The organism is Amycolatopsis sp. NPDC054798 (genome assembly GCF_053611505.1).
On the sequence record NZ_JBSHAM010000023.1, the window covers coordinates 90,780 to 102,992 of the forward strand.

Annotated in this window: 11 protein-coding genes and 1 tRNA gene; 8 read left to right on the top strand and 4 right to left on the bottom strand. The window is 69.4% G+C overall.

Annotated features, from left to right (window positions below; all coding sequences use genetic code 11):
• Positions 1 to 76: 76 nt before the first annotated feature.
• From ACWGIC_RS16990 to ACWGIC_RS17005, 4 genes are all read left to right on the top strand, one after another.
• Positions 77 to 148 (top strand) — tRNA-Gln (locus tag ACWGIC_RS16990).
• 90 nt (positions 149 to 238) lie between these two features.
• Positions 239 to 1,918, top strand: coding sequence for a diguanylate cyclase domain-containing protein (locus ACWGIC_RS16995; RefSeq protein ID WP_452076869.1), 1,680 nt, complete (start codon positions 239 to 241; stop codon positions 1,916 to 1,918).
• 45 nt (positions 1,919 to 1,963) lie between these two features.
• Positions 1,964 to 3,457: a bifunctional UDP-N-acetylglucosamine diphosphorylase/glucosamine-1-phosphate N-acetyltransferase GlmU gene (gene glmU, locus ACWGIC_RS17000; protein WP_452076870.1), complete on the top strand. Its 1,494-nt coding sequence runs from the start codon at positions 1,964 to 1,966 to the stop codon at positions 3,455 to 3,457.
• The gene (locus ACWGIC_RS17005; RefSeq protein WP_452076871.1) at positions 3,454 to 4,434 is read left to right on the top strand and encodes a ribose-phosphate diphosphokinase; all 981 of its coding nucleotides are present in this window, start codon (positions 3,454 to 3,456) and stop codon (positions 4,432 to 4,434) included. The genes glmU and ACWGIC_RS17005 overlap by 4 nt, the downstream gene beginning before the upstream one ends.
• Before the next feature lie 1,137 nt (positions 4,435 to 5,571).
• On the opposite strand, the gene ACWGIC_RS17010 is transcribed toward ACWGIC_RS17005, so the two are convergent.
• A complete protein-coding gene (locus tag ACWGIC_RS17010) occupies positions 5,572 to 5,997 on the bottom strand; it encodes a pyridoxamine 5'-phosphate oxidase family protein (RefSeq protein ID WP_452076872.1) in 426 nt (141 codons plus the stop codon).
• Positions 5,998 to 6,092: 95 nt separating this feature from the next.
• On the opposite strand from ACWGIC_RS17010, the gene ACWGIC_RS17015 reads away from it, so the two are divergent.
• A complete protein-coding gene (locus ACWGIC_RS17015; protein ID WP_452076873.1) occupies positions 6,093 to 6,965 on the top strand; it encodes a TIGR03621 family F420-dependent LLM class oxidoreductase in 873 nt (290 codons plus the stop codon).
• Here ACWGIC_RS17015 and ACWGIC_RS17020 read toward each other — a convergent pair.
• Complete coding sequence (locus ACWGIC_RS17020) at positions 6,901 to 7,578, bottom strand: TetR/AcrR family transcriptional regulator (RefSeq protein ID WP_452076874.1); 678 nt, start codon at positions 7,576 to 7,578, stop codon at positions 6,901 to 6,903. The two genes, ACWGIC_RS17015 and ACWGIC_RS17020, sit on opposite strands and share 65 nt — an antisense overlap.
• Positions 7,579 to 7,688: 110 nt before the next feature.
• Here ACWGIC_RS17020 and ACWGIC_RS17025 point away from each other — a divergent pair, with 110 nt between their 5' ends.
• Positions 7,689 to 8,534, top strand: coding sequence for an esterase/lipase family protein (locus ACWGIC_RS17025; RefSeq protein WP_452076875.1), 846 nt, complete (start codon positions 7,689 to 7,691; stop codon positions 8,532 to 8,534).
• Between the two features lie 47 nt (positions 8,535 to 8,581).
• Here the strand turns inward: ACWGIC_RS17025 and ACWGIC_RS17030 are convergent, their stop codons facing one another.
• Positions 8,582 to 9,226, bottom strand: a complete 645-nt coding sequence (locus tag ACWGIC_RS17030) for an NAD(P)-dependent oxidoreductase (protein WP_452076876.1) — start codon at positions 9,224 to 9,226, stop codon at positions 8,582 to 8,584.
• A gap of 111 nt (positions 9,227 to 9,337) precedes the next feature.
• Positions 9,338 to 10,453, bottom strand: a complete 1,116-nt coding sequence (locus tag ACWGIC_RS17035; RefSeq protein WP_452076877.1) for a hypothetical protein — start codon at positions 10,451 to 10,453, stop codon at positions 9,338 to 9,340.
• Between the two features lie 325 nt (positions 10,454 to 10,778).
• On the opposite strand from ACWGIC_RS17035, the gene ACWGIC_RS17040 reads away from it, so the two are divergent.
• Positions 10,779 to 11,378 carry a 50S ribosomal protein L25/general stress protein Ctc gene (locus ACWGIC_RS17040; RefSeq protein ID WP_452076878.1) on the top strand — a complete coding sequence of 200 codons (600 nt, stop codon included), beginning with the start codon at positions 10,779 to 10,781 and terminating at the stop codon, positions 11,376 to 11,378.
• Between the two features lie 9 nt (positions 11,379 to 11,387).
• Positions 11,388 to 11,981, top strand: coding sequence for an aminoacyl-tRNA hydrolase (gene pth, locus ACWGIC_RS17045; RefSeq protein WP_452076879.1), 594 nt, complete (start codon positions 11,388 to 11,390; stop codon positions 11,979 to 11,981).
• Positions 11,982 to 12,213 lie beyond the last annotated feature (232 nt).

Sequence of the window (12,213 nt, forward strand, 5' to 3'; positions counted from 1 at the left end):
CGGGACGGCGCTGTGGCGCGCGCCTCCCCCTCCTGGCGCCCCCGTCCTCGATCATCGCTATCCTGACCAGGACCGATCCGCCGTAGTGTAATCGGCAGCACTTCAGATTTTGGTTCTGACAGTTCAGGTTCGAATCCTGGCGGCGGAGCTGCACATCCGGCGAGGGCGATGGGAGTGGGGGCGGCTGAGCGAGGAACCGAGCGACCCCGCGGGCGCCCGTCGCCCGACCCTGGTCGAGATGTCGGACGCGTGGCTGGTCGGGCGCGCGCGGGAACTCATCGCGGCCGTTCAGCGCCAGGACCACGAAAACCAGCTCGAGATCGTCAAGATCATGGACGAGCTGCTCGACGAAACCCTCCGCAGGGGTGAACCCACGCTGGTCGCCCAGCTGCTGCGCGCCTCCGCCTTCGCCCGGCTCGTCACCCGCGGCCTCGCCGCCGAAGCCGAACCCCGGCTCGACGAAATGCTCGCGCACACCCGGCGACACGGTCTGTCTCTGCTTCGCGCGGACGCGCACGCGCTGCGCGGGCGCCGGCTGGTGCTCGCCGCGCAGGAGGACGCCGCGCTCACCGAGATCGCCCGCGCGCTCGCGATCCTCGACGACTCCACGATCCCGGACCGCCAGGTCGGCGTCCGCAACTGGAACCGCATGCAGTCGATGGCGCTCATCGACTGCTGGATCGTGCTCAACCAGCTCGGCGTCTACGAGGCCGCCGAGGAGGTGATCGGCCGCGCGCACCAGGCGATCCGGGAAAGCGCGAGCCCGCACGAGATCACCCTGCAGCTGATGAACCGGGTCAAGATGCTGCTCGGCTGGGGCCTCCGGCTCGAACGGATCGAGCAGTACGACGAGTCCGCGGAGAAGTTCCGCACCGCCGCGTCGATGGCGGTGGCCGCGGAGGGGCCGTTCGCCGAATCGCTGTTCCCGCGCAAGATCGGGGTGTCCGCGGTCGACCAGGTCGGCGTGCTGGCCGCGGCGCTCGCGCTGCACGACCCGTCCGCCGAGCACGTCGAACGGCTGCAAGGCATGCACCTCGGCCACCACTACCCGCACGAGCAGGAGCTGGTCGCGATCGCGCTGGCCCGCTGTCTCGACGCGGCCGGCCGCCGCGCCGACGCGCTGCAAGTGCTGCGCGAGTCCCGCGACGTACTGGCCGAGGACATCTCGCAGCCGTCGATGCGGCTGACGCTTTCCCGCGAGCTCGCCCGGCTCGACCCGGAAGCCGCGAGCCAGTCGCTGATCGACTACGCGACCGCGCTGGAAACCGAAATGTGGGCGCTGCGCGAATCGCAGATCGCCACGCTGAACGCGCGCCGCGAACATGAACGGCTGTCCGCCGAGCACGGCGCGATCACCCAGCAGGCATTGCAGGACCCGCTCACCGGACTGCCGAACCGCCGCGCGCTCGACGAACGGCTGCGCGCGCTGGCGTCGTCGGCGGACGCTCAGCCGCTCGCGGTCGCGCTGGTCGACCTCGACGGCTTCAAGGGCGTCAACGACAAGCAGTCGCACGCCGAGGGCGACAACGTTTTGCGTGTTGTCGCAAGCACTCTGCGCGACGCTTTGCGCGGAGACGACGTAGTGGCCCGCTACGGCGGCGACGAGTTCATCGTGCTGCTGCCCGGCGCGCCGGCGTCGGCCGCGAAGATGGCGCTCGGCCGCGCGGCCAAATCCGTCGCGACGCTCCCGCATCACCTCTCGCACGGCGTGACGTTGTCCATCGGCCTGGTGTCACTGCGTCCGCAGGAGCGGGCCGAGCAGGTGCTCGCGCGGGCAGACGCAGCGATGTACGAAGCGAAACGCGGCGGCGGCAACCAGGTGGCGTCGGCCAACTCGATGGCAGGAGACGGCACGGGCGGCTGGCCTGGGGAAACCGCTCCGACCGACCCCGCGTGGAGCGCGGAGGACCCGACGTAGGATCGTTGGTGCTCGTCAACGCACCGGTGAATCGTTGGGAGACTCGTGAGCGGCCCGCTGAGCACGCTGATCCTCGCTGCGGGTGAGGGCACCCGCATGCGTTCCTCCACTCCTAAGGTGTTGCACCCGATCGCCGGAAGGCCGCTGGTGGAACACGCTGTGCGCGCCGCCGCCGGCCTCGCGCCGCAGCATCTGGTGGTCGTGATCGGACACGGCCGCGACGCCGTGCGCGCCGAACTCGACCGGGTCGGCGAGGCGCTCGGCCGCGAGGTCGCCACTGCCGTGCAAGAGGAGCAGAAGGGCACCGGGCACGCCGTTTCGTGCGCGCTGGCCGAACTGCCGGAAGGACTCACCGGCACCGTGGTCGTCAGCTACGGCGACGTGCCGCTGCTGGACTCCGAAACCCTGGAAGCCCTGAGGGCCGAGCACGTCAAGACCGGCAACGCGGTCACCGTGCTCACCGCCGAGGTCGCCGACCCGACCGGCTACGGCCGCATCGTCCGCGGCGCCGACGGTTCGGTCAGCGCGATCGTCGAGCACAAGGACGCGACGCCGGAGCAGCGGGCGATCACCGAAATCAACTCCGGCGTCTACGCCTTCGACGCGGCGGTGCTGATCGACGGCCTGTCGCGGCTGTCGACCGACAACGCGCAGGGTGAGCTTTACCTCACCGACGTCCTCGGCATCGCACGCGGGGACGGCAAGGGCGTCGGCGCGCTGGTGGTCGACGACCCGTGGGTCACCGAGGGCGTGAACGACCGCGTGCAGCTGTCGGTGCTCGGTGCCGAGTACAACCGCCGCATCGTGCGCCGCTGGCAGCGCGAAGGCGTCACGGTCACCGACCCGAACACCACCTGGATCGAGGCGGACGTCACGCTCGCGCGCGACGTGCTGATCGAGCCGAACACCCAGCTCAAGGGCCGTTGTTCGGTCGGCGAGGGCTCCGTTGTGGGTCCGGACACGACGCTGACCGACGTGAAGATCGGCGCGGGCGCTTCGGTCGTCCGCGTGCACGGTTCGGGCTCTGAGCTGGGCGATGGCGTCAACGTCGGTCCGTACACGTACCTGCGGCCGGGCACGAAGCTCGGCGCGAAAGGCAAGCTGGGCGCGTTCGTCGAGACGAAGAACGCGCAGATCGGCACCGGCACGAAGGTGCCGCATCTCACTTATGTAGGCGACGCGATCGTCGGCGACCACAGCAACATCGGCTGTTCCAGTGTGTTCGTGAACTACGACGGGGTGGCCAAACACCAGACCGTTGTCGGGTCGCATGTCCGGCTTGGGGCGGACAACACGCTGGTCGCGCCGGTGCGGATCGGGGACGGCGCTTACAGTGGAGCCGGTGCGGTGATCCGCGACGACGTCCCGCCTGGCTCACTGGCGCTGTCGGCCGGTCCGCAGCGCACCATCGAAGGCTGGGCGGTCCGGCGCAGGCCGGGCACGCCCGCGGCGGAGGCGGCGGAAGCCGCTCTCGCCGCCCAGCAGGACACCGTTGTGTCCGAGTCAGCAGCAGGAACCGACGGGGAGTCGCCAGCATGAGTCCGAAGTCAGGTACGCCGAAGAAGAATCTGATGCTCTTCTCCGGGCGTGCGCACCACGAACTCGCGGAAGAGGTCGCCAAGCACCTCAACGTGACGATCACCCCGCAGACCGCGCACACGTTCGCCAACGGCGAGCTGTTCGTGCGGTTCGAGGAGTCGGTGCGCGGTACCGACGCGTTCGTGATCCAGGCGCACACCATGCCCATCAACGAGTACGTGATGGAGCAGCTGATCATGGTGGACGCGCTCAAGCGAGCGAGCGCCAAGCGGATCACCGTGGTCATGCCGTTCTATCCGTACGCGCGGCAGGACAAGAAGCACAAGGGCCGCGAGCCGATCTCGGCGCGGCTCATCGCGGACCTGTTCAAGACCGCGGGCGCGGACCGGATCATGACGGTCGACCTGCACACCGCCCAGATCCAGGGCTTCTTCGACGGCCCGGTCGACCACCTGCTGGCCCAGTCGGTGCTCGCCGACCACATCAAGTCGACCTACGGCAACGCGGACATCACGGTCGTCTCGCCGGACTCGGGCCGCGTGCGGCTGGCCGAGAAGTGGGCCCAGCAGCTCGGCGACCGCCCGATCGCGTTCATCCACAAGACGCGCGACCCGGACAAGCCGAACCAGGCCGTGGCCAACCGCGTGGTCGGCAAGGTCGAGGGCAAGCTCTGCGTGCTGATCGACGACATGATCGACACCGGCGGCACGATCGTGAAGGCCACCGAGGCACTGCTGGAGGAAGGCGCGGCGGACGTGGTCATCGCGACCACCCACGGCATCCTCTCCGACCCGGCCACCGAGCGGCTGTCGCAGTGCAAGGCGCGCGAGGTCATCGTGACGAACTCGCTGCCGATCCCGGAGGAGAAGCGCTTCCCGGGACTGACGGTGCTGTCCATCGCGCCGATGCTCGCGGAGGCGATCCAGCAGGTGTTCGAGGACGGCTCGGTCACGTCGCTGTTCGACGGCAACGCCTGAGTCCGGTCGCTTTGAACTGACTCTGAACGACGCGGCCCGGGATGGGCGGTGCGGCCTTGAGGTGGGTCGCATCGGCTGGCTCGGGTCGCGTCGTTTTTGTCGCGCTGGATGGCTCGGGCCGGGTCGCTTTGGCGCGCACGACCGACTCGTGCCGGGTCGCTTGGCGCACGACCGACTCACCCCGCGTCGTTTGGCGCGCACGGTCGACTCGGGTCGCGTCGTTTGGCGCGCACGGCCGACTCGGGTCGCGTCGTTTGGCGCGCACGGCCGACTCCGGCCGCGTCGTTTGGCGCGCACGGCCGACTCGGGTCGCGTCGTTTGGCGCGCACGGCCGACTCGGGTCGCGTCGTTTGGCGCGCACGGCCGACTCCGGCCGCGTCGTTCGCCACACCGGTTGGCTCCGGGTCGCGTCAATTTGGCGCACCGGCTGGCTCCGGCCGCGGCGTTTGCCGCACCGGCCGACTCGGACCGCGTCGCTTTGGGCGCGCGGTTGACTCGCGCCGCGTCGCTTTGGCGCACGGCTCACTCGGACAGCGTCGACTTGCCACACAGCTCACTCGCGCCGCGTCGCCTTGCCACACCGGCCAACTCGAACCGTGTCGCTTGGCGCACGGTTGACTCGACCCGCGTCGCTTTGCAGGCTGCGTGGGCTCGCCGACGTGCTCGCCTGACCGCGCTGCCGCCACCGCACCGCCGCCACTGCGCTGCCGTTTCGACGGCGCGGGCTGAGCGGCGCGCCTGGCCCGAGGCTGCGGGCGGCCCTTGGCTTGGACAGGACTGCCCGCCCCGGGGCCACCAACCGCAGGAGCCTCGGCTGCTCCTGGGGGCGGCACGCGTTGGGGCGCGCGTCCATTCCAGGCCGTCTCACCCGGCCTAAGCCGCAGTTCACCCAGCGCGGACCACGCGACTCAGTCCAGCCCCGCTACCCAGCCCAGCCACGCCTCCGGCGCGCCACCCGGCTAAAGCCGCAGTTCACCCAGCCCGGACCACGCGACTCACTCCAGCCCCGTCACCCAGCCCAGCCACGCCACCGCCACGAGACCGCACTCAGCACCGCCCGAACCCAGCTCCGCCACGACCCGACCAACCGCGCCCCTCCCCTTCACTCCTCACCACGCACCACTAACTCAACACCCCTCAAGCCCCTCCCATATCGGCCGACAACCACCTCTCCGGCCGCATATGGAACGCCATGTGCTCCCCCAGCTGCGTCCGCTCGTACTCCACATATCCCTCCACCTTGTCCGCGGGCAGGTACCGCGAAGCCATCTCCCACGTCAGCTCGTAACTGCCCGGCCGAGTCCGCACCACCGGCCCCTCCACGGACACGTACCGCACCGTCGGCTCGACCCGCTGCACCATCAGGCTGAACCGTCCGGCCGCCTCGATCGCCTTCGCCTTGCGCGATTCCGGGTGCGTGATCACCCACAGCTCGCCGCCCGGCGTGTACTGGTACCAGATCGGCACCGTCAGCGGAGCCCGGTCCGGACGCTCGACCACCGCGAGCGCGCCGATGTGCGGTTCGGCCAGAAACTGTTCCCGTTCTTCAATCGACAACACCATGCCCCCGAAGCTAGCGACGGGGTACGACAAAAACCGGGTTCCGCCGGCGGCGAAAACTGGTGCGTCACCCATCCGGGACTGACTAGCGTCCAAGCATGGGGAACTTCGAATTCGGCGTCAGCCTCCGCCTGACCGCCAACGGCACTGAGTGGACCGAAAAGTGCCGCCGCGCCGAGGAACTCGGCTACGACCATCTGACGGCGCCCGACCATCTCGGCCCGGGGCGGCTGTCGCCGTTCCCCGCGCTCACGGCCGCGGCGGCGGTCACCGAGCGGGTGCGGGTCGGCACGTTGGTGTCCAACGTGCCCTTCTACAACCTCGCCCTCTTCGCCCGCGATGTCGCCACTACCAACAAACTCACCGAAGGCCGTCTCGAACTCGGGCTCGGTTCGGGCCATATGAAACACGAGTTCGACGACGCCGGGCTGCCGTGGCGCAAAGCCGCCGACCGGATCACTTATCTCACCGAAGGCCTCGACGAGCTGCGCACGCGCGTCGAAGACGAAGGCGGCATGCCGAAGCTGCTGATCGCGGGCAACAGCGACGGCGTCCTGAAGCTCGCGGCGGAACAGGCGGACATCGTCGGGTTCGCCGGTCTGCGCCAGGATCGCGGCCGTCCGCCGGGCACGTTCGTGCTCGACAATGCCGAGGCGATGGACGACCGGGTCGCGTATTTCCGTTCTCTGGCAGGGGATCGCGAGATCGATTACAACATGCTGATCCAGCGCGTCGTGGTCACTGACGACCGCCGCGAGGCCGCTGCGGAATGGCACGCCGAGACCGAGGAACGCAGCGCGGCGAACGTCGACGAACTGCTGCGCGCACCGCAGCTTCTCTTCGGCACGGTGGACGAAATGGTGCAGCAGCTGATCGCCCAGCGCGAACGGTACGGCTTCTCCTACTTCACTGTGTTCGAGGCGATGATGGAGACTTTCGCTCCGGTGGTGGCTGAACTGCGGGGTCGCTAGCCGCCGCCTGCACCTTCGCGACGGCGTCGCCGGCGATGAGCGTGAGCACTCGGCCGAGGAGTCCGTCCGGCACCGCTTCGTCGTCGATGTCGGCTTCCACGGCCAAGCCGTTGCTCAGCGCGAGCAGCACGACGGCGAATTCCTCGGCAGGCAAAGGAAGTTCGAGGTCCAAGCCCTCGGCGAGCCGGTTCAAGGCGCGCGCGATCGTGTCGCGAACCTCCCGGCGGCGTCGGCGCAACGCGTCGCGCCGCCGGTCGTCGTGGTGCGCCATCGCGAAGAACTCGGCCAGCAGCCGGTGCCACACCGCGTCGGCGCGCATTTCGTACATCAGCACCGCGGCGACGTTCGCCAGCCCCGCGCCGCCGTCGTCCGCTTCGGCGAAACTCGCCAGGCTTGCCTCGAGCCGGTGCGCGGCGTGCTCTTCCATCAACGCCAGCACCAGTTCGTCTTTCGACGCGAAGCTCGAGTAGACCGCTCCTTTCGTCAACCCAGCCGCCGCGGCCACCTCGGTCAGCTTCGTCGCGGCGATGCCCTGTTCCCCGAACACGGCGAAGGCCGCGTCGAGGATGCGCCGCCGGGTCTCCGCCCGCGTCGGACGCGTCCGGCCGGTCATCGGCTTCTCCCTCATCCGGGGGTTGACACTGCGCAAGCCCACTCAATACCTTCAGGTATCCAATACCCACGGGTATCCACTGTCAAGGACGACAGGGAAGGACCGCTCCGATGAGGTTGCGTATCGTCCTGGCCGCCGCGGCGTTGCTGACCGCCGCGTTCGCCGCCCCAGCCACCGCCGCCCCGAGCGGCGGCGTCAACGATCCGGCGTGCCGGCCGAGCACCGCGCATCCGCGTCCGGTGGTGTTCCTGCACGGGCTCGGCGCGACGTCCTATGAGGACTTGAATTTCCTGCAGGACCACGTGGCGGCCAAGGGATACTGCACATTCAGCCGGACCTATGGCGCGTACCCGCAGTTCCCGTTCGTCGGCGGACTTCGCCCGATCGCTGACTCAGCAACGGAAATCAAGCAGTTCGTCGGCGAAGTGCTGACGGAAACCGGTGCGGCGCAAGTGGATCTGGTCGGCCATTCCGAGGGCGGGTTCCAGTCCCTGTACGTCACGAAAACGCAAGGCATCGCGGACCGGATCGGCTCCGTCGTGGCCATCGCGCCGCCCGCGCACGGCACCACGTTCGCCAATCTGACAAAGCTGGCGTATCTGCTCGGCGTGCGCGACGAGGTCGGCAAGGCGCTCACCGCGTTCGGCTGCCCGGCGTGCGACAACCTGATCACCGACGGCAGCGCGGTCCAGACGCTCACGAACGGTCCCATCGCGCAGCCCGGCGTCCGCTACACCGTGCTCACGTCGCGCTTCGACGAGCTGGTCACACCGACCGAAACGTCCTTCGTGCGCGAGCCGGGCGTCACGAACGAGTACGTCCAGGACACCTGCCCGTTCGATCCCGTCGGGCACATCGGCGAGGCCTACGACCTCAACGTCTGGAACCTGGTCACCAACGCGCTCGACCCGGCGCACGCCACGAAGTTCCTCTGCACCGCCGGATCCCCCGGCTGACGCGCGACGCGACCCGGTGGTGCCAGGCGCACCACCGGGTTCCGCGCTCAGTACGCCAGCGTGAACCGGGCGCGCGAGTGCTTCGGCTCTTCGATTTCGTCCAGGAACGCGATCGCCAGGTCCGCGCCGCTGATGTGGGAGCGGCCGTCGGCGTCGCTGACCAGCACGTCACCGCCGAGGCGGAACTTGCCGGTGCGCTCGCCGGGAATCCAGGAGCCGAACTCGGCCGCCGGGCTGACGTAGAACCAGTCGACGTCGTCCGGCAGCTCGCGCAGGGCCTCCAGGACGAGGACGTGGCTGCCCGCCTCCGGCTTGTACTCCTCCGGGAACTCCGGAGTGTCGATCACCCGCGGCCCGTCCTCGCTGACGCGCAGCGAACCCGCGCCGCCGACGAACGCCAGCCGCGCGCCATTCGCGCGAGCCGCTTCCACCAGCGTCGGGACAGCGTCCACCAGACGGCGGCCCTCGTCGTCCGCGCGGCCCGGCGTCGCGACCACGAGCACGTCCGCGCCCTTCGCCACCGAACCGACGAACTCGGCGTCATGAATCGACCCCGACCGCGCTTCGACCCCGGCCGGCAGTCCCTCCGCCTTGCGTGCGACCCCGGTCACGGAGTGCCCGCGCCGCAGCGCCTCGTCGGTGATCCGGCCGCCGGCGAACCCCGTTGCGCCGAACACCACCAGCTTGCTCATTGCCGCTCCTCGTAAGAAAAATCCGTCTCAACGCTCTCGACCCAGCCGATGGTAAGTACCGGTCTTCGGCTACTTCAACGGAAGAAACGCACCCCGAGGTGAGCGTGCAGGTCAGCCGCCGAGCGCGGCGAACGCGGTGGCCAGCTTCGCCTTCACCGCGTTCGCGTCGACCGGTGACCGCACCTCGGCGACCGCCGTCGGCTTCGCCAGCACCTGGTAGCTCGCGGTGCGGTTGGGCAGGGTGAATTTGACCGAACAGGACATCGTGATGGTCGCGTCCGCGGCGGCGTCGCCTTCCGTGGCGCAGCTTTGCGAGCCAAGCGTGTCCGCGCTGATCTCCACCGAAAGCTTGATGTGCACGTTCGGTTTCGAGCCCGGCTGATTGCCGACGACGCTGTTCGAAACGTCCACTGTGGTCTTGCAGGAACCGACGTAGTCCTGGCAGTCGAGTTTGTCGTTGAGCACCGTGACGCTCGCCTGCGCGAGGCCGTCGAACGGCTGCCCGATCGCGTCGACCGCGGCGTCGAAATCGGTGTGGAACTGCTTGATCTCGGCCGCGCTGAGCGGACGGACGCGGAACGCCGCGCCCAGCTTCGGGCCGCCGCGCGGATCGAGCAGCGCGGGCGCGAAGCCGGCGACCCGGTGCGGTTCGGCGGTGGTCACCTGGAGCGCGCCGCCGAGGTCGTACACCTCGGTGCCGTCCGGCAGCTTCTGCTTCCGCGGGGCGCCGGAGCCGAGTCCGCCGAGCGCCTTGCGCAGTTCGCCGGCGAGTTTCGGCGGGGCGAGCCGCGCGGCCGGGTCGACCGGCAGTTCGCTTCCGACGGTGTGCACCCATCCGCCGCCGAACTGGGTGCTGTTCTCCTCCAGGCCGTGCGACTTCCAGTAGTCCGCGTCGGCCGCGAGGTACAGCTTCCCGTCCGGTTCGGTGATCCGCACCGGCTTGCCCTCCAGCGGCAGCGCGCCGAAGCCGTTGCCGTCGCGCGCGACGCGGTACGTCAGCGTCGCCGGGTTGCCCGCGCCGTCCTTCAACGTCGCGTCGTATTGCAGCGCCGGTGCCTGCTCCAGCGCCTGCAGGGCAGCGTCGATCGCCGTCTGCTGCTGTGCGCGCTGCTCGGCCAGCTGCCGGTCAGCATCGGACAGTCCCGCCGTGCCGGTCACCGCCACCTGGCAGCCCGCGAGAAGCCCACCCAGCAGCACCAGCGCTGTCGCAGTCCATCGAGCTCGCATGTCGGCCGCCCCTCTTTCGCGGGAATCATGCCACCCCCGGAAGTGCGGCGGGCGGCACGGGAATTGTGTCGTCACCCACCCGCGAGGGGGAGCCCGGGCCGACCCGGTGCACGCTCGCGCGGACCGGCTGGTTTACACTTCTCGGGTTGTCTCGGCGAGGCGGGTGTGCCTGTAGGTGCCCGGCGTGATCGACGCGGCGGCTCGAGAAGCCCCGTGGTCGCCTCACGCCCGCAATCTCGCCGCCGTGCGCAACCGCCCCGAGCAGAGATCGACGATCCCCGCCGCCCCCTGCCGCACGTCGTGTGATTTGAAGGAGTGCTAAACCGTGTCCGAGGTACGTCTTTCCGTCGAACCGCGCACCGAGTTCGGAAAGGGTGCCGCCCGCCGCACCCGTCGCGCCGGCAAAATCCCCGCGGTGCTCTACGGGCACGGCTCGGACCCGCGGCACTTCGCGCTGCCGGCCATCGAGTTCGCCCGCGTCGTGCGCGAGAACGGCACCAACGCCGTCATCACGCTCGACCTGCAGGGCAACATCGAGCTGGCGCTGACCAAGACCATCGTGGTCCACCCGCTCAAGAACTACATCGAGCACGTCGACCTGCTGGTCGTCAAGCGCGGCGAGAAGGTCACCGTCGACGTCCCGGTCGTCGTCACCGGCACCGCGAGCCCGGGCACCCTGGTCGCCCAGGACATCGACACCATCCAGGTCGAGGTCGAGGCGCTGCACATCCCGGAGCAGTTCGAGGTCTCCGTCGAGGGCATCGAGGCCGGCACCCAGATCACCGCCGGTCAGATCGCCCTGCCCTCGGGCGCCGAGCTGGTCACCGACGCCGAGGCGCTCGTCGTCGCCGTCAACGAGGCCCCGCGCGGCTCGGCGGACGAGGACGCCGAAGCCGAGGAAGCCGCTGCCGAAGCGGCCGAATAAACTCGTCTTGTGAGTGAAGACCTGCCCGGGGCCGGCGAGCTGATTCTGCTCGCCGGCCTTGGCAATCCCGGGCCGCAGTACGCCGGAAACCGGCACAACGTCGGGTTCATGGTGCTCGACGAGCTGGCCGGCCGGATCGGCGGGAAATTCAAGGCCCACCGCAGCGGGGCCGAGGTGCTCGAGGGCAGGCTGTCGGGCTCCCGCGTGGTGCTGGTGAAGCCGCGGTCGTTCATGAACCTCTCCGGCGGGCCGGTGGTCGGCGCGGCCCGGTTCTTCAAGGTGCCGCCCTCCGGTGTCGTCGTGGTGCACGACGAGCTGGACGTCGATTTCGGCGCGCTGAAGCTCAAGCTCGGCGGCGGCGACAACGGCCACAACGGACTGCGGTCCATCACCAAATCGCTCGGCACGCGTGACTACTACCGCGTGCGCTTCGGCATCGGGCGGCCGCCGGGACGGCAGGATCCGGCCGATTTCGTGCTGAAAGATTTCTCGACGGTCGAGCGCAAGGAGCTCCCGTTCGAGATCGACCGGTGTGCCGACGCCACCGAGGCGTTGATTTCGCAGGGGCTCGCCGCCGCGCAGAACACCTTTCACGTGGCCTGAGCGGTTGCCTGATTCGCCCCAATGTGGCATTGGGTGCGTCAGATGCACCCAATGCGGCGTTCGGTGCGTTGAGCGCACCCAATGCCACATTGGGGTTTTCAGCACCGAGGGCAGCATCGACAGGCGGGGGTCTCCTTCCTGACCGTCCGCTGCCGCCCATCGCCCAGCAGTCGAAACCTCCCGACCAAGAGGTCCGTGAAGGGCTCCTTGAGGGAATTAGATTCCCTCAAGG

Bases quoted from the DNA above. Each gene is read 5' to 3' on its own strand.
- ACWGIC_RS16995 (WP_452076869.1), top strand. From the start codon at position 239: ATGTCGGACGCGTGGCTGGTCGGGCGCGCGCGGGAACTCATCGCGGCC.
- ACWGIC_RS17005 (WP_452076871.1), top strand. From the start codon at position 3,454: ATGAGTCCGAAGTCAGGTACGCCGAAGAAGAATCTGATGCTCTTCTCC.
- ACWGIC_RS17010 (WP_452076872.1), bottom strand. From the start codon at position 5,997: ATGGTGTTGTCGATTGAAGAACGGGAACAGTTTCTGGCCGAACCGCAC.
- ACWGIC_RS17015 (WP_452076873.1), top strand. From the start codon at position 6,093: ATGGGGAACTTCGAATTCGGCGTCAGCCTCCGCCTGACCGCCAACGGC.
- ACWGIC_RS17020 (WP_452076874.1), bottom strand. From the start codon at position 7,578: ATGACCGGCCGGACGCGTCCGACGCGGGCGGAGACCCGGCGGCGCATC.
- ACWGIC_RS17025 (WP_452076875.1), top strand. From the start codon at position 7,689: ATGAGGTTGCGTATCGTCCTGGCCGCCGCGGCGTTGCTGACCGCCGCG.
- ACWGIC_RS17030 (WP_452076876.1), bottom strand. From the start codon at position 9,226: ATGAGCAAGCTGGTGGTGTTCGGCGCAACGGGGTTCGCCGGCGGCCGG.
- ACWGIC_RS17035 (WP_452076877.1), bottom strand. From the start codon at position 10,453: ATGCGAGCTCGATGGACTGCGACAGCGCTGGTGCTGCTGGGTGGGCTT.